15 protein-coding genes are annotated in these 24,649 nt (G+C 63.8%); all 15 read left to right on the forward strand.

Going from position 1 to position 24,649, the window contains the following annotated elements; genetic code table 11:
• Nucleotides 1-261 precede the first annotated feature (261 nt).
• The 15 genes from ACSFA8_RS12745 (at nt 262) to ACSFA8_RS12815 (ending at nt 24,639) form a co-directional block, all read left to right on the forward strand.
• Nucleotides 262-9,258, forward strand: coding sequence for a hemagglutinin repeat-containing protein (locus ACSFA8_RS12745; RefSeq protein WP_435479888.1), 8,997 nt, complete (start codon nt 262-264; stop codon nt 9,256-9,258).
• A gap of 9 nt (nt 9,259-9,267) precedes the next feature.
• Nucleotides 9,268-9,891 carry a hypothetical protein gene (locus ACSFA8_RS12750; RefSeq protein WP_435479889.1) on the forward strand — a complete coding sequence of 208 codons (624 nt, stop codon included), beginning with the start codon at nt 9,268-9,270 and terminating at the stop codon, nt 9,889-9,891.
• 2 nt (nt 9,892-9,893) lie between these two features.
• On the forward strand, nt 9,894-10,208 hold the full coding sequence (locus ACSFA8_RS12755; protein ID WP_435479890.1) for a hypothetical protein: 315 nt from the start codon (nt 9,894-9,896) through the stop codon (nt 10,206-10,208).
• Nucleotides 10,209-10,329: 121 nt separating this feature from the next.
• Nucleotides 10,330-12,048, forward strand: coding sequence for a ShlB/FhaC/HecB family hemolysin secretion/activation protein (locus ACSFA8_RS12760; protein WP_435480212.1), 1,719 nt, complete (start codon nt 10,330-10,332; stop codon nt 12,046-12,048).
• A gap of 96 nt (nt 12,049-12,144) precedes the next feature.
• The gene (locus ACSFA8_RS12765) at nt 12,145-13,878 is read left to right on the forward strand and encodes an Hsp70 family protein (RefSeq protein ID WP_435479891.1); all 1,734 of its coding nucleotides are present in this window, start codon (nt 12,145-12,147) and stop codon (nt 13,876-13,878) included.
• A 15-nt stretch (nt 13,879-13,893) separates the two neighbouring features.
• Nucleotides 13,894-15,459: a J domain-containing protein gene (locus tag ACSFA8_RS12770; protein ID WP_435479892.1), complete on the forward strand. Its 1,566-nt coding sequence runs from the start codon at nt 13,894-13,896 to the stop codon at nt 15,457-15,459.
• A gap of 117 nt (nt 15,460-15,576) precedes the next feature.
• Complete coding sequence (locus ACSFA8_RS12775; RefSeq protein ID WP_435479893.1) at nt 15,577-16,239, forward strand: CC0125/CC1285 family lipoprotein; 663 nt, start codon at nt 15,577-15,579, stop codon at nt 16,237-16,239.
• Nucleotides 16,240-16,277: 38 nt separating this feature from the next.
• Nucleotides 16,278-16,691, forward strand: a complete 414-nt coding sequence (locus tag ACSFA8_RS12780; RefSeq protein WP_435479894.1) for a hypothetical protein — start codon at nt 16,278-16,280, stop codon at nt 16,689-16,691.
• Between the two features lie 37 nt (nt 16,692-16,728).
• A complete protein-coding gene (locus tag ACSFA8_RS12785; RefSeq protein ID WP_435479895.1) occupies nt 16,729-17,289 on the forward strand; it encodes a hypothetical protein in 561 nt (186 codons plus the stop codon).
• 199 nt (nt 17,290-17,488) lie between these two features.
• A complete protein-coding gene (pilV, locus tag ACSFA8_RS12790; protein WP_435479896.1) occupies nt 17,489-18,094 on the forward strand; it encodes a type IV pilus modification protein PilV in 606 nt (201 codons plus the stop codon).
• The gene (locus tag ACSFA8_RS12795; RefSeq protein WP_435479897.1) at nt 18,084-19,052 is read left to right on the forward strand and encodes a PilW family protein; all 969 of its coding nucleotides are present in this window, start codon (nt 18,084-18,086) and stop codon (nt 19,050-19,052) included. Before pilV ends, ACSFA8_RS12795 begins: the two co-directional genes overlap by 11 nt.
• Nucleotides 19,049-19,693 (forward strand): pilus assembly PilX family protein, encoded by a 645-nt coding sequence (locus tag ACSFA8_RS12800; RefSeq protein ID WP_435479898.1) that lies wholly within the window; start codon nt 19,049-19,051, stop codon nt 19,691-19,693. Before ACSFA8_RS12795 ends, ACSFA8_RS12800 begins: the two co-directional genes overlap by 4 nt.
• 13 nt (nt 19,694-19,706) lie before the next feature.
• Nucleotides 19,707-23,657 carry a pilus assembly protein gene (locus ACSFA8_RS12805; RefSeq protein WP_435479899.1) on the forward strand — a complete coding sequence of 1,317 codons (3,951 nt, stop codon included), beginning with the start codon at nt 19,707-19,709 and terminating at the stop codon, nt 23,655-23,657.
• Complete coding sequence (locus tag ACSFA8_RS12810; protein ID WP_435479900.1) at nt 23,654-24,097, forward strand: type IV pilin protein; 444 nt, start codon at nt 23,654-23,656, stop codon at nt 24,095-24,097. Before ACSFA8_RS12805 ends, ACSFA8_RS12810 begins: the two co-directional genes overlap by 4 nt.
• Nucleotides 24,094-24,639: a GspH/FimT family pseudopilin gene (locus tag ACSFA8_RS12815; RefSeq protein WP_435479901.1), complete on the forward strand. Its 546-nt coding sequence runs from the start codon at nt 24,094-24,096 to the stop codon at nt 24,637-24,639. The genes ACSFA8_RS12810 and ACSFA8_RS12815 overlap by 4 nt, the downstream gene beginning before the upstream one ends.
• The last annotated feature ends 10 nt before the right edge of the window (nt 24,640-24,649 follow it).

Here is a 24,649-nt window from a genome sequence, read left to right on the forward strand (position 1 = left end):
CATACGAGCGGTGCCGTGCGGTGGCTTGGAGGACGACACACTCCACCGCCGACGAAACGAATGTCAACCAATTGTCTGTTTGGCGAAATTCCCCTCGATTCGTGACCTAGTTCCGTGTCAGACGGGGTGACCGCATTCAGAATCGCCGCGGTCTCCAAGAGCCACCGGTCGCTGTCACACCGGTTCTTGGCGCGCTGTTCGATGGTTTGAGGCGCCGCGATGCTCCGCGCGGCTGCTGGTATTTCGAGGGAGAGCACAAGAATGAACAAGAACCTCTACCGCATTGTGTTCAATGCGGCCCGCGGTATCCGCATGGCCGTTCAGGAAACGGCCATGAGCGCCGGCAAAGCCAGCGGCGCCACCTCTGCGGCAGTCGGCATTGCGCTGGCTTCACTGTTGTCCTTGTCGCCGGCCTCGGCGCAGCTTGTCGCCAGTCCCACGGCACCTGGATCTCTTCGCCCGACCATACTGGTCGCACCGAATGGCGTGCCCCTCGTCGGAATCACCACCCCTTCCGCTGCAGGTGTCAGCCGGAATATTTTTTCCGATTTCAACGTTGCGCCAAACGGCGTGATTCTCGGAAACAACCGCAGTTCGGTACAGACCCAACTCGGTGGCTGGATCGTTGCGAACCCGAACCTGGCCACGGGCCCCGCGCGCATCGTGCTCGTCGAGGTCAACTCCGGCAACCCTTCGCAGCTGCGCGGCTACATCGAGGTCGGCGGTTCCAGAGCGGAAGTGATCATTGCCAATCCGGCCGGCATCAGCGCCGATGGCGGTGGCTTCATCAATGCAAGCCGCGCGACCTTGACCACCGGCACGCCGCAATTCGGCGCACTCGGCAGTCTCGACAGCTTCCTCGTTCGAGGCGGCACGGTCACCATCAATGGTGCGGGGCTGGACGCCAGCACCACCGACTACGCGGCCATCCTGGCACGCGCAGTCAACGTCAATGCGGCGATCTACGCAACAGACCTCAAGGTTGTCACCGGCGCCAACCAGATCAGCGCCGACCACAGCCAGATCACGCCCACGGCTGGTACGGGCCCGACGCCCACCTTCGCACTGGACGTCTCCAAGCTTGGCGGAATGTACAGTGGGCACATCGTCCTCGTGGGCACTGAAGCCGGCTTGGGAGTGCGCAACGCTGGCAGCATCGGTGCGAGCGCGGGCAACTTGGTCGTCACGGCCGCAGGCCGTTTGGAGAACACCGGCACCCTCGAAGGCCAGAGCGTTCAACTCGCCAGCGCCGCCGACATCGACAACCGAAATGGCACTATCCGCCAGACCAGCTCCGCGGCGCTGACCATCGCAGCGCCCACCCTGAGCAACACCGCGGGTGGCTGGATCGGCACCGAGCCGATCGCCGCCTCGACGGGCAGCGGCACGGGTACGACAGGAAGCACCGGCACCACCAGTGGCAGCACTGGCGCCACGTCGGCTACCAGCACGACAGGCGCCGGCACCACCAGCACAGGCACGAGCACAGGCGCGAGCGCAGTTGCCGCTTCCACCCCACCCGCACCCGGCGCCATCACCGCAGGCGGCGCGCTCCTCAACGACGGCGGCAAGATTTACGCAGGCGGCCCGATCACCTTGCAGACCGCCAACCTCGTGAACAACGGCGGCACGCTCAGCGTCGCCAGCATGGCGCTCAACCAGCCGAGCTTTTCCAACAGCGGCGGCACGCTCAATGTCTCCGGCGCCCTGACTGCCAACCTGGGCACTTTCAGCAACGATGCCGGAACCCTGCATGCCGGCAGCCTGGACATCACCACGTCGGGCGACTTCAGCAATCAGGACGGCGTTTTGACAAGCGATGCCGACGCCCACCTCACGGTCGGAGGCGCCGCCAACAACACGCGTGGCACCATTGCGGCCACCGGCGCACTGACAGGCACTGTCACTGGCGCCCTCAACAACACGTCGGGCACGCTTGCCTCGAATCAGAGCCTCACCCTCGCCACTCAGGCCCTGAACAACAGCCAGGGCAATATCTCGTCGGCCAACGGCAACGTCCAACTCACCGTCGGGCAGCAGCTCCTCAACACCGATGGCCACATCGCCAGCGGCGCCAACGTCACCCTCCAGACCGGCAGCCTCGACGGCACCCAGGGCCACCTGCAAAGCACCGGCGACCTGACAGTCACCGCTGCACAGGCCCTCACCGCCACCGGCAGCAACATCGCCGGCGGCAACGCCACACTGCAAGGTGCCTCCGTCGATGTCTCCGGCAGCCAGACCGGCGCGGCGAACATTGCGATCGCCGCAACGCAGGGCAACGTCACCACCAGCGGCGCCACTGTTGCCACGCCGGGCACGCTGGCCATCACCGCCAACGCCCAGCCGTCTCAGGTGCTTGCCAACAGCGCCGGCACCCTCAATGCCGGTCAATTGCAGATCAACGCCTCCAACGTCGCCAACACCAACGGTGGTGAGATCGTGCAGACCGGCGCTGGCGCCACGACGATCAACGTCGCAGGCGCCTTGAACAACAACGCCGGCACGATCGCCAGTGCGGGTGCCATCGCCGTCCACGCAGGTTCCATGACCAACCAGGGCGGCAAGCTGCAGGCGGCTGGCACCTCCAGCCTGAGCCTCAGCGTCGCCAATCAACTCGACAACAGTGCGGCCGGCCAGATCCTCGCCGGCGGCAACAGCACGCTGAGCGCCGGCAGCCTCGTCAACGACGGCGGCACCATCACCGCCGTGGGCGATCTCGCGGCGACCGTGACGGGTGCGGCCAGCAACCAGGGCGGCACCCTGGCGGCCAACGGCAACACCACCGTCACTGCGGCCAGCTTCAACAACAACGGCGGCACGGCCGCCGCGGTCAACGGCAAACTGAACGTCACCACCATCGGCGCGACCACCAACAACGCTGGCACCTTGCAGGCCGGCGGCGCCACCACCTTGAGCAATGGCGGCCTGAGCAATCTTGGCGGCAAAGTCTTCGGCAACAGCCTGTCGGTGGACACCCACGGCTACGCCCTCGACAACAGCGGCAGGGGCACCCTGGCCGCGACCACCACTGTCGCCATCCGCTCGGGCGCGCTCGCCAACGACACCGGCCTGATCCAGTCCGGTGGCGCGATGACGATCGACACGAACGGCCAGGCGCTGGCCAACACCAACGCCGCAGGCTACGCCAACGGCCAGGGCGGCCTCGCCAGCGCCGACACGCTGACGCTCAACGCCGGAGCGGTCAACAACAACGCAGGCTTCATCGGCTCGAAGCGGGCCTTGGTCGCCAACACCCAGGGCTTCTCGAACACCGGCGGCGGTCTCGTGGTGGGTCAGGCCGAGGTGTCGATCAACTCCAACGGCGCCACCTACGACAACGCGGGCGGGCAGACCCAGGCCGTGGGCGCTCTCTCGGTTACCGCCGGCGGCGTGCAGAACACCAGCGGGCTGATCCGCGCAGGCGGCACCACCACGGTGAACGCCGGCACCCTGATCAACGCCAGCACCTCTGGCGCCAACCAGGGCATCGAAGGCACGAACGTCGCCCTCAACGTCGGGAACTTCAACAACCAGGCCGGCGCGGTGCGGGCCGACCAGAGCCTCACCGTGACCAGCGGCGGCACTGTCGACAACTCCGCAGGTGGATTGCTCTCCGCAGGCGACACACTCAAGGTCATCGACCCGAACGCCGCCAACCCGGCCGCCAAGACCCTCAACCTCGTCAACACCAACGGGACTCTGGTCGCCAACAACAGCGTCCAGATCGACGCAGCGACCTTCAGCGGCGACGGCACGCTGGTCTCCGGCAAAGACCTGTCGCTGGCGCTGACGCAAGACCTCGTGAACAACGCCGAGGTCATCGCCAACGGCAACCTGAGCTACGGCACCGCCGGCAACCTGACCAACAACGGCAAGCTGATCGCGGGCAACACCCTCACGGTCAGCGGCAATGTGGTGACCAACACCGCGAACGCCGAGATGTCGGGCGCGAATGCGACGGTCAATGCAGGTACGCTGACCAACCGAGGCTTGATCGACAGCAGGGGCCTGACCCGCATCAACGCCGGCGCCGTCAACAACGTCGGCTCCGGCCGCATCTACGGCAACCACGTCGCCATTGCGACGGGGACGCTGACCAACGACGTCGAGACGGTCGGCGGTGTGACGCAGGCAGGCACCATCGCCGCGCGTCAACGGCTGGACATCGCGGCCAGCACGATCAGCAACCGCGAGCATGCGCTGATCTTCAGCGGCGGGGGCATGGGCATCGGCGGCGCGCTGGATGCCAACTCGGTGGCGGTCGGCAGCGGCGGCACGCTCAACAACCTGAGCGCCCGGATCGAATCGCTGGGCGATATGTCCGTCGCGATGGGCCAGATCAACAACCTCGACACTCACATCCAGTTGGGGCCCCAGACCACCACATCGAAGGTCGTGACGACCATCGCGCCAGTGGGCGGCAGCGGCATGTACACGACGGATGAGGTTGTCGTCATCCCCGGCCAGCCCTTCGTCTGGGCGCGCAATCCGGACGGCTCGACGGGTGCGCTGCTGTACAGCAACGGCTACGGCATCTGGAACACCACCTTCACCACGACCGCCGACACGGCGGTCAACGCCGATCCGGCGGCCATTGTGTCGGGCGGTGACATGACGCTGAACGGTGCGGTGCTCAACCGCGACAGCAAGATCGTCGCCGGCGGCACTCTGATGGCGAACAACGTCACCAACACGGCGCTGCAGGGCCAGTACCGCACCACGAGCCTGGCCGTGGTCGTGAACGACAAGGGCCAGATTCAGCCGCTCGTCGTCGGGCCGACGCAGGCCGGCACGACCAATGTGGGTGCGTTCGAGTACGTCGACCATGTCAATGGCACCTCTGGCGCCGGGATTGGCGCAGCGGCAGGCGGCACGGCGAGCGCGAGTGGCGGCGGCGCGGGCACTGCAAACGGGGGCGCTCACACCGGCACCATCGTCGAGGTGGCGGCTAATGTGGGGATGATCGCCACGACCGGCGGCGCGGGAACTGGCGGCTTGAGCGGCACCAGCACTCAAAGCAGCCAGACCGTCCCGACCGTGGTGCGCACCAGCACGCCGACGCTTACGCTGCCGCAGGCCAGCCTGTACCGCACCAATGCGGGCAACAGCCATTACCTGATCGAGACCGATCCACGCTTTGCGAACTACAGGAAATGGCTCAGCAGCGACTACCTGCTGAACAACCTCGGCCTCGATCCGAACAACACCCTGAAGCGCCTTGGCGACGGGTTCTACGAGCAGCAGCTGATCAACCAGCAGATCGCGCAGCTCACGGGCTACCGCTATGTCGACGGCTACGACAACGACCAGGATCAATACACCGCGCTGATGAACAACGGCGCGACGTTCGCGAGGCAGTACGGCTTGACAGTCGGCATCGCACTTACGGCGGCGCAGATGGCGCAACTGACCAGCGACATCGTCTGGCTGGTGGAGCAGACCGTGACCCTGCCCGACGGCAGCACCCAGCGCGTGCTGGTGCCGCAGGTCTATGTGCGGGTACGGCCGGGGGACATTGATGGGTCGGGGGCATTGCTGAGTGCGGACGCGACTGTCATCAAGAGTTCGGGCGATCTGGTCAACACGGGCACCATTGCGGGCCGCTCGCTGGTTTCGATCAACGCAGACAACGTCAACAATCTGTCGGGGGGACGCATCGCCGGCGGCAGCATTGGCATCAACGCCAAGAACGACATCAACAACATTGGCGCGAGCATCACGGCAGCCGATGCTGCAGTGCTCACCGCTGGCCGCGACATCAACATTCGCACCACCACCGGCTCGGGCTCAGTTGGCAACAACAACATCGACCGCATCGCAGGTGTCTACGTCAGCAACCCGGGCGGTGTGCTGATCGCTTCGGCCGGAAGGGATGTCAATCTCATCGCGGGCATCATGAGCAGCGCCGGTTCTGCCTCCGTGGGCGCCGGCCGCAACATCACTCTCGGTACGGTCACCGAATCGGGCACGGGTTCCGCCTTCGGCCAGGGCATTGCCGGCACGGTGAACTGGAGCCGCGAGGTCGGCTCCGTGATCCAGGCCAACGACAACGTGCGGCTCGCCGCAGGCAACGACCTCAACATCCGCGCCAGTGCAGTCCAGAGCAGCAACGGCGCTCTGGTCGCCACGGCCAAGAACGACATCAACATCACCGCTGGACAGGCCACATCGAACGTGGCAACGGCTTCCGTGCATTCGTCTGGCTCCCTGATGCGCAGATCCAGCACCAGCACCTTCGACAGCACCAGCACGACGGACGTCCTATCGAGCAGCCTTAGCGGCAAGACTGTAGCCCTGGTCGCCGGCAATGACATCAACGCCCAGGCCGCGCAACTGAGTTCGCAGGACGCCATGAGCCTGTCGGCGGGTCGGGACATCAACTTCACCACAGCCACCAGCAGCAGCACCGACCTGCACGCCAGCCAGACCAGAACCAGCAGCACCGGTCTGTCCAGGGCCTGGGCACTGGCTTCCGATGCCGGCGGCCCCGTTGGCGGCTACGGCAACCGCCAGAGTTCGGGCAACAGCACCAGCGCCGACATCCGGACCCAGGCTGTCGGCACCACCGTTTCGGCCGGCAGTCTGCAGACCGTGAGCGGACGTGACACGACCTTGCAGGCCGCCACCGTCGTGGCCGACGGTGACATCACCATGCTGGCCGGGCGCAACCTCACCATCGAGAGCGCCCAGAACACCGAAATCAGCACCAGTTCCTCGGCCAATTCCAAGAGCGGCTTCATCGGCTCATGGTCGTCCCCTGGGTTGGGCCACATCAAGGACTTCGGAGCCCAGACCGCCAGCCGCACCACCCAGCAATCCAGCCAGGTGGCCAGCCTCACGGGCGATGTCACCCTGGTGGCCGGCAACGAATACCGCCAGACCGCCAGCAGCGTGCTGGCTGCCGGGCAGGCCGGCCCGCTCGTGGGCGGCGACGTGAACATCCTCGCGAGGAACGTCACCATCAACGAGGCCTACGACACCGAGCAGACGGTGGGCGTCAGCCGCTCCAGCAGCACCAAGCTGGGCGGCAGTGCCAGCTTCATGGGGGTGAGCACCGACAACATCCGCAACGCCCAGAGCACCGTGCGGGCCATGGGCGACACGAGCGGCAACACCCGCATGCAGGCGCTGGGCGTGATGAACCTTGCGATGGCAGGCAAGCAGGCCTATGGCGCCGCCAGCACGCTCTCCGGCGCCCTGAACGGCAGTGGCCCCAGCCTGACCAGCATGAGCGAGATGGGGACATTGAGCTACGGCGTGAGCGTGAGCCTGAGCCGCAACACCGCCCAAGGCGCCAACTTCAGCAACAGCAGCACTGCCGTGGGCTCCAGCGTGGTGGGCTCCAACAACGTCAACATTGTTGCCACTGGCGGTGGGGCCGCCTCCAACATCCATGCGGTGGGCTCCACCATCGCGGCCGGCAACACCGTCAACCTCGCTGCAGACAACGACATCACGCTGGAAGCCAGCCGCGACACCGCGGTGAGCGCCGGGCGGAATTCGAGCCATGGCGCGAGCGTGGGCGTGACCTTCGGCGCCGGTGCGCAGAACGGTTTCAGCATCCAGTTGGGCGTGCAGAACGGCCAGGGCCGAGACAACCAGAACGACATCACATACAACGCCACCCAGGTCTCCGGCGGCAATGCGGTGAACATCTCCAGTAGCCGCAACTTGACGCTCAACGGGGCGACGGTCGAAGCCAACCGCGTCACCGCGGACGTGGGCGGCGACCTGAACATCACGACCCTGCAGGACGTGAGCGTGGGCCAGAGCCGGCAGTCCAGCAACGGCTTCGGGGTGAGCCTGTGCATTCCGCCGATCTGCTACGGGGCCGTGGCCACCGTGAGCGCGAGTGCGGCCGGGGCCAAGGCAGATGGGGTCTTCGTCAGTCCGAACACACAGTCGGGGATCAAGGCAGGGGACGGAGGCTTCAATGTCAACGTCGCAGGCAATACGAACCTGACAGGCGCTGTCATCGAGAGCACGCAGGCGGCCATCGACGCGGGTAGGGACAGATTCGCGACCGGTGGCACGCTCACGATGAGCGATCTACAGAACGTGAGCCAGTCCGGCGGCAGCAGCTACTCGGTCAGTGCGTCGGCAAGCGCGGGCCAGACCACCAACCCCAATGCCACGCCGCAGCAGCAGCAGACGCAGAACCAGCTGTCGCAGCCGGGCATCAAGCCCGGTGGCGCGGGGGTGGGCAGCTACAGCGGCAACAACCAGAGCAGCACGACCCGCAGCGGCATCTCGGGAATTGCCGGAGATCAAAGCGTCAGAACGGGCAACAACGCCAGCGCAGGCACGCTGGTGCGGGACTGGAACACACAGACCATTCTGCAAAACGTGCAGGCGCAAGCGCAGTTGACGCAGCAGTTCAACCAGAACGTGTCTAGGGAGATAGGCACGTATGCGGCCAACCAGGCAGCGCAACTCCGCGACCAGGCCAGGACGGAGGCTGATCCCGACAAGCAACAGGCCCTCCTGAACGAAGCAAGCATGTGGGACGAAGGAGGCGTGTATCGGGTGGCGCTTCACACGGCTGCCGGCGCTTTGGGCGGTGGTGCAGCGGGCGCAGCTGGAGCGGCCGCGTCATCTGCCAGCGTGCCGTACATTGCTGCAACAGTGAACGCGACAGGATTGCCCGACGGTGCACGTGAACTGCTCATTGCAACGGCCTCGACGGCTTTGGGAGCCAGCGTTGGTGGTGGTCTGCCTGGTGCTGCGGCGGCTTTTAATGAAGTCATCAACAACTGTTTGGCAAGCAGCTGTCTTTCGATCCAATGGGACAAGGATGCGCCGGGGTATCACGCATATGGGCCAATTCGCAGCCCCACCTTGTGCAATGTTGCGGAGGCTGGCTGCATGGATGCGGTTCAGCAACAGCTTTCGTGCAACTCTGCTCCGGGTCAGCCGGGCTGCACTTCTACCGGCGAGACAAGAAGAGATATTTCGCTGAGTCTCGGTAATCAAATCTCGCAGTATCTGTCGCCGAACGGTCAAGTGGTCATCAACGGTACAAACGAGGGACAGCACATGCTGGACAACGGCTACGTGATGCGTTGGATCAGCACCGATTCCCAGGGGGGCGTAAGAATCATGACGTACGGCGAGGGGGTAAACATGTCTTGGTACGGCATTCCCGGGGCGGTTATGGGTGGCGTCAACACGGTGCTTGGCCCCGGTATATTTACCAACCTGGGTGTCCAGAATCAAATCGGGGTTCGCGACTCCCTGCTTAACAGGCCTCGCTAGAGCATCGCTATGCGCAAGTTTTTCAAGTGGTTAATTTGGTTCGTGCTTGCTTTTCTGGTAGCTGCAGTCTTAGCGGTCGTCGTCGTGCGCGTGATTTACCAATATGCGTGGACGGCTACCGGCAATTCTTCTTGCGTCATTTATGCCTTCACTCCGTCTTTTGATTCATTCGAATCAATTCAACTCGCCGCAGCAGTCATAACAAGGCGTCACGCACTTGAGGAGCTGGAGCCGCGACTCGACACGGTTCTGTACAAGCAATGGGGCCCGGCACGACGGCTTCTCGGGAACAGTAGGCCGCAAATCGCCGTTACGCTGGAGGCATATCCCCGGGATCAAACTGATGCGCGAAAGATGGATGGCCACATGTCTGTTTGCACGGTTGAGGCCGACAAAACCGAAGAGTGGAAGACATTGGCGCAAGAGCTTGAAAAGACACTCTCCCCATTGGTTCAGTTCAAAGATGCTCGTGCTCAACTCGATCCTCGCGTATTTGGCTTCTGCGCTTCAAAGGAACGCCCGCAGCGCCTTGATACTGTTTGCTCGATTCAACTCAATGTTCCCGTTGACTTCGATCGCCTTAGTTCGGACATTCTGTACCCACGTGCCGTCGAGGCTGCACAACAAAAGTAATCGTGAAAAGCTCCGACCTAAAGCCGTTCTCAGCCGATTTCGTGAAAATCACCGGCGAGTATGCAGTTGTACTCCGTAGAGCTGCAATTGCAGAGCGAAGCATAGAAATCAACGCGGTACTCTCGGCCATGGAGGTGAATGAAATTTCTCATCAAAGCCCCACATTTATTGCTTTCAGCCCGATTTTTGGTCAAGAAGCGTTGCAAGAATTATCCGACCGCCTTGTAAATTTGGGATTGATTTATTTCGACGACTTTTTTGAGTATGCCGGGACAGTTCCTTCTTGGTGTCAAGTTGCTTTTTTCCCATCTCCTTAGAAGAAAAAACCTATTGATGAAATTTAGATCGACGATCTCATTCAAGCGAATCGATTTTTGAGGCGAATTTTTGCCTGCCCTATATAAATAGACAGAGGGAGTAGTCACTTTGAAATGCCGTCTGCTGGCAGCCGCCGCGCTGTCTGCTCCGTTGCTGGGAATCGCCCAGCAATCCCCCACCACCCCCCCACCCTTCGTCGAACAGCAACGCCAGCAAGAGCGCGAACGCGCCCTGCGCCAGCAGAACGAGCGCACCATCGACGAGCGCCTGCAGGCCGCCCCCGCACCGCCTGCCACACGCATCCCCGAGTCCGAGGCCCCGTGCTTTCGCATCGACCGCGTGCTGCTGGTCGGCGAGCAGGCCGACGCATTCCAGTGGGCCGTCTCCGACCTCGCAGGCCCCGAAGGCAACGATGCCCCGATCGGCCGGTGCCTCGGCACTGTCGGCGTCAACGTCGTGCTCTCTCGGGCGCAGGCGGCCCTGATCGCGCGCGGCTGGGTCACCACCCGCGTGCTGGCCGCGCCGCAGGATCTCTCCACCGGCACCTTGACCCTGACCCTCGTGCCCGGCCGCATCGCCGCGATCCGCCTGACTGCCGATTCGTCGGCGCCGCTGCTCGGTGGCGCGACCCTGCTGGGCACCGCCATCCCGGCCCGCGTGGGCGATCTGCTGAACCTGCGCGACATCGAGCAGGGCCTGGAGAACCTGAAGCGCGTGCCCACCGCCGAAGCCGACATCCAGATCGAGCCGTCCACCGCCCCCGGTGCCCGCCCCGGCGACAGCGACCTGGTCGTCAAGTACGTGCAGAACCGCAAGCTGCGCGTTTCCTTGAGCCTGGACGACAGCGGTACCAAGGCCACCGGCCGCTACCAGTCCGGCGCCACGCTCTCGGTGGACAACCCCTTTGGCCTGAACGACCTGTTCTACGTCAACGCCAGCCACAGCCTCAACGGCCACTGGTTCGACGATCCTGCCCACGGCACCGAAGGCCAGACCGTTCACTACTCGCTGCCCTACGGCTACTGGCTGCTCGGCTTCACCGCCTCCAACAGCCAGTACCACCAGAGCGTGGCGGGCCTGAACGCAAACATCATCTACGCCGGCAAGACCAACAACGCCGAGGTCAAGCTCTCGCGCCTGATCTACCGCGACCAGAGCCGCAAGACCACGGTGGCGATCAAGGCGTTCCGGCGCGAGTCGCGCAACTTCGTGGACGACAGCGAGATCGGCGTGCAGCACCGCGTGGTGGGCGGCTGGGAGGGCAGCCTGAACCACAAGGAGTTCATTGGCGAAGCCACGCTGGAGGGCACGCTGGCGTACAAGCGCGGCACCGGCGGCTACGGCTCCATTGCGGCGCCGGAAGACCAGTTCGGCGAAGGCACTTCGCGCCTGAAGCTCTACACCGCCGAGATCAGCCTGAACGCGCCGTTCAAGCTGGGTGACCAAAAGCTGCGCTACTCCGGTTTGATCCGTGCCCAGTGGAACCGCACGGCACTGACGCCGCAAGACCGCTTTGCGATCGGCGGGCGCTACACGGTGCGTGGCTTCGATGGCGAAACCAGCCTGCTAGGCGACCGCGGCATGCTGATTCGCAACGACATCGGCTGGGCGCTGGGGCAGAGCGGGGCGGAACTGTATGTCGGCGCCGACTATGGCCAGGTGGGTGGCCGCTCGACCGCCGATCTGCTGGGCCGCCATCTGGCCGGCGCCGTCGTTGGCGTGCGTGGCCAGTGGAGCAAGCTGAGCTATGACGTGTTCGTCGGCGCGCCGATCTGGAAGCCTGAGGGCTATCGGACGGCCAAGGTGACCGCTGGCTTCAGCTTGAACGCTAGTTTCTGATCCACCAGCCCACAGCGACCGGCTATTGATCCCTGAGTCACTCCGATTCTTCGCCCACAACGCCTTTCCACGCTACTAAGTACCGCGAGCTTCCTTATGACCGTTGTTGGCATCGACCTTGGCACTACGAATAGCCTGATCGCACTGTGGCGGAACGGCAAATCCGAAATCGTGCCGAATCCCCTTGGGAAACCGCTCACTCCTTCGGCTGTCAGTATTGATACCGACGGAACAATTCTTGTTGGCGAAGCGGCGCGTGAGCGCCTGCAAAGTCATCCCGACCGCAGCGTCGCGGCTTTCAAACGCGCCATGGGGTCAAGTCATCTCTTCCGAGTCGCAGATCGAGTGTTTCGCGCTGAAGAGTTGTCCTCGTTCATTCTGCGCGCGCTCAAAGCCGACGCGGAAGTGACGCTGGGCCTCGTCGCAACTCAGGCAGTCGTGACCGTCCCCGCGTATTTTTCCGAAGCGCAGCGCCATGCGACTGTAGAGGCGGGGCTTCTCGCCGGATTCGAGAAGATCACCCTGTTGAACGAGCCCACCGCAGCCGCATTGGCCTACGGATTGCACCAGAAGAAGGCAGAGACACAGTTCCTTGTTTTCGACTTTGGCGGTGGCACCTTCGACGTCTCGATCCTCGAAATGTTTGACGGCATCATGGAGGTGCGTGCGACCGCCGGCGACAACCGTTTGGGGGGCGCCGACATTGATGAAATTCTGTCGAAACGGCTGCTCGCCCAGTTGTCCACAGCTGATCAGACCAGCTTGGGACAGACTGGCCACGCGCAATTGCTTGCACGGGTAGAAGACGCAAAAAAGCAGTTGGCAGACCACGAGGTCGTGCAGATGGAGATGTTGGTGGGCCAAGGCGTTCATCACTTTGAACTCGACCGGGCGACCGTTCAACGCGACATTGAACCCATCCTGATGCGGCTGCGCACCCCTGTTGAGCGCGCCATGAGCGATGCGCGAATCTCGGTAGAGAACCTCGATGCGGTCATCCTGGCAGGCGGAAGCACCAGGCTGCCTGCGGTACGCCAACTGGTCACTCGCATGTTCGGGCGCTTTCCGGAAACCAGCCTTGACCCTGACCAGGTCGTGGCGCATGGTGCTGCGGTGCAGGCGGGTTTGCGGATGCGTGACTCGGCCCTGGCAGAACGCGTGATGACGGACGTATGCCCTTACACGCTGGGTATTGAAACGTCACGTCAGTTGCCAAACGGCCAACTCGCGGCGGGTTACATGGCGCCAGTGCTCGAACGCAACACCGTGATTCCTGCGAGTCGATCCAAGTCCTTTTCGCCCGTACGAGATTTCCAGACGCGGCTGGCAGTCAACGTTTATCAAGGTGAGGGCCGTCGCGTTTCAGACAACATCGCTTTGGGCGGATTTGAGTTGACGTTGCCCGCCGGCAAATGCAATGAGGTGTCGGCTGAGGTTCGATTCACTTACGACGTGAACGGATTGTTGGAGGTCGAGGCGACACCCATGCGCCATGGCGCAAGCACCGGAGAACCGCGTCGTTTGGTGATTCGGCATGCGCAGGAGAGGCGAACACCGGAGCAGATCGCCATCCGGCTAGCCGAGTTGAGCGCCCTCAAAATCCATCCGCGAGATCGACTGGAAGCAAGAACGCTCTTAGCGCGTGCCGAGCGTCTGCATGGTCAAACGCTCGGTGCGGCGCGTGAGCACATCGCACATGTGCTAACCGCCTACGAGTTCGCCCTCGAAAGTCAAGAGGAGGCAGCGATCGGGCACGCGCGATCTCAAGTGCAGGCGTGCTTGTCGCAGGTCGAGCGTCACGTAAATCTCGACCTTGTCGACCCTTCTTGAGCCGCGGGATCAGCCATGAACTTTCTGGAGGCTTTTGCCTATTTGGGTCTTGAGTCAGGGGCTGATCGCCGCAGCATTCAGAGGGCATACGCCGCTGCGGTCAAAGCCATCGACCAGGAGACCGAACCCGAGCGATTCGCACACATCCGTGAGGCCTACGAAATAGCGTTGCCTTGGGCCGGGACGGTCTTCGATTTGGGACCCGCGTCGCCCATTGCATTCTCATCAGCAGACGCAGACGCACTAGGGGAAAAAGCATCAGGCAAGGTAGACGACGAAACGAAGAGTGACGGCGAAGACGCCGCACTCGATCACGAGTTCGAACCCCAGCCGAGGGAGCCGCTGCAGAGTCTTCAGCCCAACCCGATCCCTGTGCTCGAACCGCTCGATGATCTGGAGCAGCGAGCCAGTTTTGCAAGTGACGACGTTGACTCGGCGCAGGTCGCACTCGAAGCGGTGCTGGCAGGCGATGCGCTGGTTGCACTTGGCCCGCGGGCTTTCTTCGAGGAGCAACTGGCTCTCGCGCTGCAGCAACGCCGATTTGGCGCGCATAACGGCGTGCTGCTGACAGTCGCTGCGCGCCATTTTGGCTGGATGGATGCCACGTCCGGCCGACGGCTTCCTCTTTTGCTCCAACACCATTGGGTTCTTGCGCTGGATGAACTGGCAACCATGTCGCCAGCACTTCTGCGAGAACTCTTGAAGCTCGCGGGTGAGCCCGATCCGTTCGTTTTGCTTGAGTGGGTAGACCGGGTGGCCAATGTCGATCGCTCGCACCCGCTAATTGCCATGATCTTGCCCGCGAAGCAGGCCGGTACGGCGGACCACTTGCAGCGATGGCGTCAGCTAGCGAAGCGCCCGCCTTTCCATCACCAGCTTTGGAAAGCCTTGACCGCCCCTGGTTACGCACCGGGCATTTTCAGAGGCGCACTTCTGATCGTTGTGTTGATCGGTGTACTGCTGACCGTGGGCACCCGCATCGAACAGAAAGAGCAGGTACGCGCTGTGTCGGCGTGTGATGGTGTCTTCACACAACTTCGGTTGGGGCCTGGCCGGTGGGAGCACGCCAAACTTCGCCAGATGATGTTCTGCGTCATCAATGCACCGCCAGCGGATTGCCCTACGCGTGGAGCGTTACTTGAAGTGGCGAGGACGGTGCGCCAGTTGAACCCTGACGGGGCGAACTGGGAGCTTGTCCCGGACGGTTTGGTCATCAGTCCCAATCGGTCTCCCGTGTATGAAATGTCGACCTCGTCCGCCTGTGCGTCGATCCTGGATTTTGCAGAAAGGTGGAACTGGCTCGGCATGGGCGACCTAGAGGCCGCCCGTGCGTTCACTCATGTAGTCGCAAAGTGCGCCAACACACCGGAGGCCCGTCGCCATCCAGCGTTGATCAAATTGTTGGCGTCCACTGATGGATGGCCTCAGCAACATATCGACTCGAAGAGCAACAACATAGAAGCCGCTGCCTCCGCGCCGAGAACATCGTTGCAGTCGCTCGTGACGCCCACGCCAACGGTCGATCCGATGGCTGTCTTCAAACTGAGCAAGCCGTGGCCCGCTTGCACTCCCACACAGTGAAGAAGGGGGACTGCGAACCACCAGACCCAAATGCGCGCTTCTGAGGTGGAGCCATAGCGGCACTGTGCGAATCTTCTGACTCAGTTGCCCGTTCTTACAACAAATCAGGGAAGTCAAATGCTCAAAATTATCGCCGCCGCGACGGCGGCTGCAGTGCTGGCAGGCTGCGTCAACCCCACGTCTTACCGCGTAGCCGGCGCGGACGGCAAGCCCTTCGGCTACAGCAGCAGCAAGCTCTCGGAGCCGATCTACCGCGTGCGTTTCCAGGGCAACGGTCGCACGCCCTGGCGATGGATCGACGCGTTCCTGCTCTACCGTGCGGCTGAAGTCGCCCAGGAAGCTGGCGCACCAGCGTTCAAGATCATCGAAGGCAAGGTGGATGCCACGGTGCTCACCGAAGAGGATGTCTTCGGCTCGGTTGATTCCCAGGCCGAGTTGACGGTGGTCACGGTGCACCGGCGTCCAGCGCCCGAGAGCGATGTCGTGGTCGGTCGCACCGAGGCTGCCGCCAACATACACCGCACCGCCGGCGCCATGCCGGTGTTCCGGATGCCGCCACCCGCGCTGCCCAAATACCAGCCGCCGGTCTACATCTACACGCCCGGCTATGCGGTGCCCATGTTGCCCGACCGCTCCATCCTGATCGAGTTGCGCGCCGACCTCAAGGACAAGGACGTTTTCGACACTGCAGACGTATTGCAGAAGCTGGGGCCGCGCATCAAGCGCGCAGTGCCGACACCGTCCGCAACCCCAGGTGCTACACCGCCGGCCACGCTGTGAGTGGAGCTTGGACGACCTCAACCAACCCGACAAGAATCATGAAAACGCCCCGCCTCGTCTTTCCGCTTCTCCTGGCCACGGCCTGCACTGGCACCGTCGCGCAGACCAAGCCACCGACGCCCGAGTGCCGTACCCTGCAGGTCGAGCAATCGAAGGTCGAGATATGCCTGGTTCGCGGCGCCGCGTTTCAGCACGACCGCTACATGCTTCGCGCCGACGGCGCCGTCATCTTCATGCTCACCGATGACTTCGTCGAGAAAGTCGAACTGGAGCACACCCTGCCAGAAGGCCCTTCTATCGAATATCCGTTGTCCAGGCAGGGCGCCAAGACAGTCAAGATCGTCGGCGGCTGCGTGCCCGAGAGCAAGGATGGCGCCGAAGTGGCCCGCATCTGCAACTTCCAATGGGGCAAGCACCAGGTCGTCAAGAACCAACGCTTCGAGTTCGAGTGACACGGGACGCATCATCAAAATATCACAGGGAAAAACAATGAACACCAGCAAACACCTCCTCGTCATCGCCGCGTTGGCGACCACGCTGCTTGCGGCATGCGGCTCCCGCCGCCCTGCCGTGGCCGAACCCGAGCCGCCGGAGCCGACGGCGAATTCCCGCAACGCCGTGATCCTGCCCGCCATCAGCTACGGCAAGACAGCCAAGGGCGTGCAACTGAGCAAGGCCGACGATTCGTGTGATGTCCCCGCCTCGCTGAACCAAGCCATCCAGGATCAGTTGCTGACGCCCTACGAATTCGTCGTGCCGTCACCATCGGCCAATGTGGCCGGTGCACCGACCCTGCGCATCGACATCACCGACATCCTGGCCAATGCGGGCGGACTCTATGGCGGCCCCAAGATCGTGCAATTGCATGGCGTACTGGATCGCCCCGGCGCGGCGCCGGCACAGTTCACCGCGCAACGCCAGATGTTCATCTACTTCGGCATGCCACGCAGCACCTGCAGCATGGTCGGCGTGGTGACATATGGGCTCGGTGGCGACATCGCCAAGTGGCTGCAAAAGCCGGTGGACGGGGCCAAGCTCGGAGAACTGTGAAGCGAATCATGCAGTTGAACCGCTGAACTATTGCGCACACGCCATCGAACACAAAGCAACGCGCCCATCCGGCCGTTGAGCACCCCGGCGGCTTGGGCGGCTTGGACGGAAGTTCCCTCGCCCATGCTTTGAATCTAAACTCCGGCATCGACCGCGCGGGAATCGCTCCTGCGGGTCGAGGTTCAGGGAGCAGAAAAATATGGCGCAATCCAGGCGCAAAGCTGCGGGCTTTTCTCTTCTCGAGGTGCTCGTCTCGATCGTTGTTCTCAGCATGGGACTGCTGGGCGCGGTGGGCATGCTGATGACAGCAGTGCGAACCACCAACGAGTCAGGCTCGTTCACTACGGCGGTCAACCTCGTGCGCGAGCTTTCGGAAAAAGCGCGCATCAACAAGAACATCGCAGCCCGCAACGGCGTCGGGAACGCCTACGTTCTCGACGACTGGAGGAGCAGCCGCGACGCCCTTCCAGGTGTCGACAGCGCGACCGCCTGCACAGGTGTCGCGGCCGCCTGCAGCCAGGCGGAGCTCGCAGCCTGGGATCTCCGCAACTGGCTCCAGCGCGTCAAGACGAGCTTGCCGGAGGCCCGCGTCGCCGTGTGCTTCGACGATGCACCCTGGGACGCGGCCAAGAACGCGCACGCGTGGGGTTGCAGCAGCAAGGGCCGCAACCTGGTGGTCAAGCTCGGCTGGGCCCCGCGCCTTCGCAGCGACGACGAGAAGGATGCCGACAGCCGTCCTCCGCGCGTCGTCATGCAACTCATCCCCGGACAGGACTACGATGGCTACAGCCCCGTTGCCTTCTGAAACGGGCCTGCGCGCGCAGCAGCGCGGCGTTACGTTGGTGGAACTCATGGTCGCCATGGTGATCGGGCTCGTGCTGGTGCTCGCAGCCTCGGCGGCATTCCTGGCGGGCAAGCAGCTCTTCAACACAGACGCCGAGGTTCAGGCGGCGCAGGATTCGTTGCGCTTCGCGCGCTACATCGTGCAGGGCGTCGTCCGCCAGGCCGGCTATGCCGACTACGCGCCCGACCGTCTGACCGACGGCATCGGCGTCATCGCCAGCAATGCCAACCTGCTGGCCGGTTCCGTCGATCAGCGCGACCTGAACATCGGCGGGGCGACCAACACCACGGTGAGCAGGACGGACGACAGCTTCGGCGCCAACGACACCGACACCCGCAACCAGAACGATTCGCTCATGGTGCGCTTCTTCGGGCGAAGCACGGCCGAAGCCGACACGCCCGACAACACCATGATCGACTGCCTCGGTCATCCGCAGAAGGGGCCCGCCGCGATCCCGTCGGCCGCCGATCGTGCCTGGAGTTTTTTCTACGTGGCATTGGCCTCCGACGGCGAACCTGAGCTCTATTGCAAGTACGCGACGGAGGCTGGCAAGTTCACTGCGGAGCCGCTGGCGCGCGGTGTGGAGAAGTTCAAAGTTGTCTATGGCTACGACAGCAATGGCGACAGCGTTCCCGAAGCGTGGCTCGATGCGAAGGGCATCGCAGCCAAGGCGCAGGCCACCGGCGGGCCGATCAATGCCGAATGGCGCAAGGCCGTGGCGGTGCGCATCGGCATCGTGGTTCGCAGCGCTCGCCCCGCCGGCGACCTGAAGCAGGTGAGCGGACATGACTACCGCCTTTACCCGCTGGGCGAGGAGTTTAAGAGCAGCGTCTATTTCGACCCGCCGGACGACGGGCGATTTCGAAGCACGGCGACTTTCACGCTCATGCTGCGCAACGTCGCACGGGATCCGACATGAGCGCGCGTGCCTTGACGGGGCGGGGCGTCCTCGCGAACCGCGGTTTCTCGCTGATTGTTGTCTTGCTGCTGCTGGTCATCGTGACCGTGCTGGGTATCGGTGCGGCGCAGCTCTCGCTGGTGAACGAGCGCAGTGCGCGCAACGACCGGGACAGCGAGATCGCGCTGCAGGCTGCGGAGGCGGCATTGACGGATGCCGAACTCGATGTGCTCGGCCCCAACCAGGCCGCGTCTGCGCGCCTGTGCCTCTTCAACAACAAGGACGTTGCACCCTTCGTCGCGGGCTGCGGTGGCGCCGGATCCAGCTTGGGTCTTTGCGCGCCGAACGAGCCGGGCACCACACCGGCCTGGATGCAGGCCGATCTGTCGCCCACGAGCAAGACCGCAGTCGCGTACGGCACCTTCACCGGCCAGAAGTACGTCACAGGCCAGGGCGCCACGCCGGCTGCCTTGCCGCGCTACATCGTCGAGGTGATCCGCAACAACGGCGGGTGGCAGGCCAACCGGCTCGAAAGTGCCAGCGCCGGCAACGCCACCAACATCTTCCGGGTCACGGCGATCGGGTTTGGCGTCGAGAAGGAAACGCAGGTGGTTCTGCAAACCAATCTGTACAAGCCAACGGTCAGCGCAGGCTGTCCGTGAGGGAGAACCGGGCATGCTGAAAATTCGACAAGGCGATCTGAAGGGCGCGGCCATTGCACTCGCGCTGTATCTGGCCACAGCAACCGTTCTGTCGGGCGCAGTGGAAAAGATGCCGGTGCTGCCGCCCGATGCGGTACTGGCCGACGAGCCCCTGTTCTCGACGACCTCCCGCGTCAAGCCGAACATGGTGCTGGATCTGTCGGTCGAGTTTCCGACGACAGGCGCGGCCTACCGGACGGGCTTCGACATCACCAAGTCCTATGTCGGCTACTGGGACTCGATGGGCTGCTACGACTACGCCATCGCAGACGGCTACTTCAGGCGCACCGCCAGCGCGACGGTGTCGGCCGGTGAAATCGTCTGCGCCGGCAAGTGGAGCGGCAACATGCTGAACTGGGCTGCGTCGTCGGCCATCGACATGCTGCGCTATGCCATGACCGGCGGAGACCGCGTGCTGGACACCGCGGACACGACCGTGCTCCAGCGCGCAGTTCTCCAGGACAATTTCTACAACGCCGGCCACAACTTTCCGGCGCGGGTGTTGAGCGGCAATCTCGACAAGCTGACGCCCCTGTCCGGTGCCCTTGGCGCTGGCGGCACCGTGCGGATTGCCAACTGCCGCGACCGCCTTTTCATCGGCTCGACTGCGTCGGGCAGTTGCGCCGATCCGGGAACCGATCAGAGCTACGGGCCGGGCGGCGCTGCGCCGTATTTCGCGCGGGTGCATGTCTGCTCGGCAGACGAAGGGCCGATTCGGCGCGACCTGTGTCTGAAGCAACCCGCCGGCAACTACAAGCCGGTCGGCACCATCCAGACCTATTCGGCCAGGATGCGCTTCGCCGCCTTCGGCTATCTGATGGACAACACCAACGCGCGCTATGGCGGTGTCCTGCGCGCGCCGATGAAGTTCGCGGGGCCAACCGCAGAAAACGCAAAGTTCGAAAAGATCGCCAACGAGGCCGCCGAGTGGGATGCCAACACCGGCGTCTTCGTCGCCAATCCGCTGGCCAGTACGGAGGGCTCGAGCGGCGTCGTCAACTACCTCAACCAGTTCGGCCGGACGGGGCCTGTCCCCGGCACCTACAAGACCTTGGACGCGGTGGGCGAGATGTACTACGAGTCGCTTCGCTATCTGCAAGGCCAGGCGCCAACCGACCAGGCGACTGCGGGCATGACGAATGCGATGAAGGATGGTTTTCCGGTTTACAACCAGACAGAAAAATGGGGCTCCGGAGCGCAAAGCACATGGGATCCGGTCGTGGCCAGCTGCCAGAAAAACTACATCCTGGCCATTGGTGACCTGAACACCCACCACGAACATTCGCTGCCGGGTCTCAACAACGATGCAATCGATGGCTGGCCGTCGGGTTTTCGGGCCGCGGATCTTGCCAGGCTGGAGCCCGACACGGCGGCCTGGGCCAGCCTTGTCGGCGCATTCGAGAACAGCGAGTCCCTGGCGTACACCCACCCGTCCGGCAAGCCCGGCCTGACGACGCGGGGAAATTCCGACGGGCCGCGTGCCTTCGCCTACAACAACGGCACCCGCATCACGTCGTCCAACGTCGCGGCGCTGGACACCGGGGCCGACCGCGGTTCGCTGGCATGGAGCGGGCTGGCCTATTGGGCCAACACGCAGAAGATACGCCGCGACTATCCCGATGTCCGGGTCAAGACCTACACCATCGACGTCGACGAAGGTGGCGATGGCACGATCCGCCAGGGCAAGCGTGGGAGCGCGTACTACCTCGCTGCAAAGTACGGCGGTTTCGACGACAGGAACAACGATGGCAATCCGTTCGTGACCGCCCTCGGTGCGAGCAATGCAGAGAGCGTGTCGAATTCCGAGTGGCAGTCGGCGGTGGACGACGACGGACAACCCAGGCCCTCCAACTATTTCCTCGCGAGCAAGCCCGAGGAGATGATCGCCGCGATTCGCCAGATCTTCGCGAAAGCCGGTGCGGCAAGCGGCACCATCGCCGGCGGCGCGCTGTCCGGCACGCGCATTGCCTCGAGTGGCACCCACGTCTACGTTCCGCAGTTGGACAGCACGCGCTGGTCCGGCTCGCTGTTGGCCTACCCCCTGACCTATGACGTCACGCTGGGCGCGGTGAACAAGGGCAACACGCCGACCTGGAGCGCAGGCGCGTTGCTGACCGCCGCGGACAAGCCGGCAGCGGCAGCCCGGAAGATCTTCACGCAGCTCAGTTCCAGAGCCGGCGCGGAGTTCCAGTGGACAGCCGTGTCAGGCGACAAGGTGCTGTCGGATCTGCTGAATGCGGAGCCGTTTTCGCAAGTCGGCGCCAGGGACGAGCTCGGTGAGGGCCGCGTCGCCTATCTGCGTGGCGATCGCACCGGCGAGGCCGACAAGAAGGGCGGTGTCTTCAGGACCCGTGATTCGGTCATGGGCGATGTGGTCAATTCAACGCCGCTGCTGGTGGGCGCGCCCAGTTCGACGGTTCAGGGCAAGGACTATGACAAGTTCGCGGCGGCCCACAAGGATCGCCCGCGGGCCGTCTACGTCGGCGCCAACGACGGCATGCTCCACGCGTTCGCCGCCGACACGGGGGCCGAGCTCTTCGCCTACGTGCCGCGTTCCATGTACGCCCGGCTCGGTGCCTACACCTCGCCAGACTACGTTCATCAGCCTTACGTCGACGGCAGCGCGGCCGCGGGTGAGATGCAGTCGGCCGAAGGCCACTGGCGCACCGCGCTGGTTTCCGGCCTGGGCGGCGGGGCGCGCGGTGTCTTTGCGCTCGACGTGACCAACCCGGCCACCTTTTCGGCGAGCAATGTGCTGTGGGAGTTCACCGGTGAGGACGATGCCGACATGGGCTACGTGACGCAAGCGCCGCGGATCATGAAGTTCCGCACTGCGGTGGCCAGGGACGGCAAGCCAGCCGTCTACCGCTGGTTCGCCGTCGTCCCCTCCGGCTTCAACAACGGGAACGCGAAGAAGGCCGCAGCGCTCTTCCTGCTCTCGCTGGACAAGCCGCCCGCCGCCGCATGGGAGCGGAACCGCAACTACTACAAGATCGTGCTGCCGAATCCCGCGGACACGGCCGTGGCCAATGCCTTGGGGCCAGTCGGCGACCATGCCGCGTCCGACAACACGGCCCGCCTGCTGTACGCGGGCGATACGCAGGGCAATTTGTGGAAGTTCGATTTCAGCAAGAGTGCGCCATGGAGTGAAGCCACGGCACTGCCGCTCGGGAGCGCACCCTTGATGGTGGCGAAAGACGCCGACGGGAACCGGCAACCGATCACGATCGCACCGGAAGTGGGGGCCGGGCCGAATGGCGGCGCCATCGTCCTCTTCGGCACCGGAAAGTTCGTCGAGGTCGACGACCTGGGCAGCCGGCGCGTGCAGACTCTCTATGGCGTCTACGACACCAGGTCCGCAATTCCGGCGGATCAGGCGCGCACCCAGCTTCAGTCGCGCACCGTCACGGCCGACGACCAGGGCCGGTTCACCATCGCCGGCAGTGCCTTCGTCTACGGGCCCTACGACAGCAAGACCGCGCAACGCCGCGGCTGGTACTTCGACCTGCCGCAAGCGACCGACAACGGCGAGCGGCAAGTCTCGCGCATGCTGCTCAGCGATGGCTTCCTCCTTTTCAACACGCTGATTCCGAACCCGAACGCCTGCGGCGCGGGCGGCGGCGGCCACAGCTGCGGGGTGAATGCGATGTCGGGACTTTCCGTGGGCAGCACCTGCATTCCGTCGACCATCGGGCTGCTCGCCTCGCCGCTCGTCATTCAGGAAGGCGAGGGCGCCTTCACTTCGACCGATTCGTTCGGACGACGAACTGAAACCAGGAAAGTGGCGGTGATCAATCTGGGCACCGGCACTGGCAACGGCCCCGGCGTTTCCATCACGCGACCGATCGAAGGCGGCAAGGTGTCCCAGGTGGCCGGTCGCTTGAACTGGCGTCAGGTCATCAACTACAAGGATCTCAGGCAATGAGCCGTTCCCATGCCGCATCCGGCCAGCATCGCGCGGCATGCGGCTTCACGCTGATCGAACTGATGATCGTCGTTGCCATCATTTCGATCCTGGCGGCGATCGCCTATCCCTCGTTCATGGATTCCGTGCGCAAGGGATGGCGGGCGGAAGCGCGCACAGCCCTCATGCAGGAGATGCAGCAGCAGGAGCGCTTCTACACCCGGACAGCAAACTACAAGTCGGACAAACCGTTCAAGAGCGATTCGGGTGATACGCCGGCCGGCAGCAAGTACGACCTGGCTGTGGCGCCTTGCGATGGTCAGGCCGACGCGAAGACATGCATCAAGCTGACGGCCACCCTCAAGCAGGGCTACCTGGATCCCCAGGTGAAGGAGATCTGGATCGACAGCACAGGCGTCAAGAGTTGCACAGGCGACCACAAGGCCAGGTGCTGGCAATGAAGGTGACGGCCGTCTCCAGCCTGCGCACGCGCGGCTTCACGTCGATCGAAATGCTTGTCGTCATTGCCCTGGTTGCGATCTTGGGTGCCATCGCCGTACCCAGCTTTCGCGACCTGCTGCAGAACCAGCGACTGGCGTCCGCCACCAGCGATTTCGTCGCCGCCTTGAGCCTTGCCAGGTCGGAAGCCATCAAGCGCTCGCAGACCGTCACCGTGAGTCCGCAAGGGCAGGGCTGGGGCAGCGGCTGGAAAGTGCGGGTTGCAGGCGACAGCGCCGCGCAGCCCCTGCGCACCTTCGACGCGCTCCGTGGCGGGGTGACGGTCGACACCACGCTAAGCAACGGGTTCGACACGCTCGTCAGCTATGACGGAAACGGCTTCTCGGGCGCAGGCAACAGCTACAAGGCAGGATGCCTGGCACTGAAGGCCGAGACGGGGCGACGCAGTGCCATCGTGATCCCGATGTCGGGGCGTCCCAAGACCTGCGACCCGGATCGGAAGGGCGATTGCGGTTTCGGGAAATGCAACGCGGCTGGCGGCTGACCGCTGCGGC

Source organism: Variovorax nitratireducens, from assembly GCF_051216545.1.
GTDB lineage: Bacteria > Pseudomonadota > Gammaproteobacteria > Burkholderiales > Burkholderiaceae_C > Variovorax.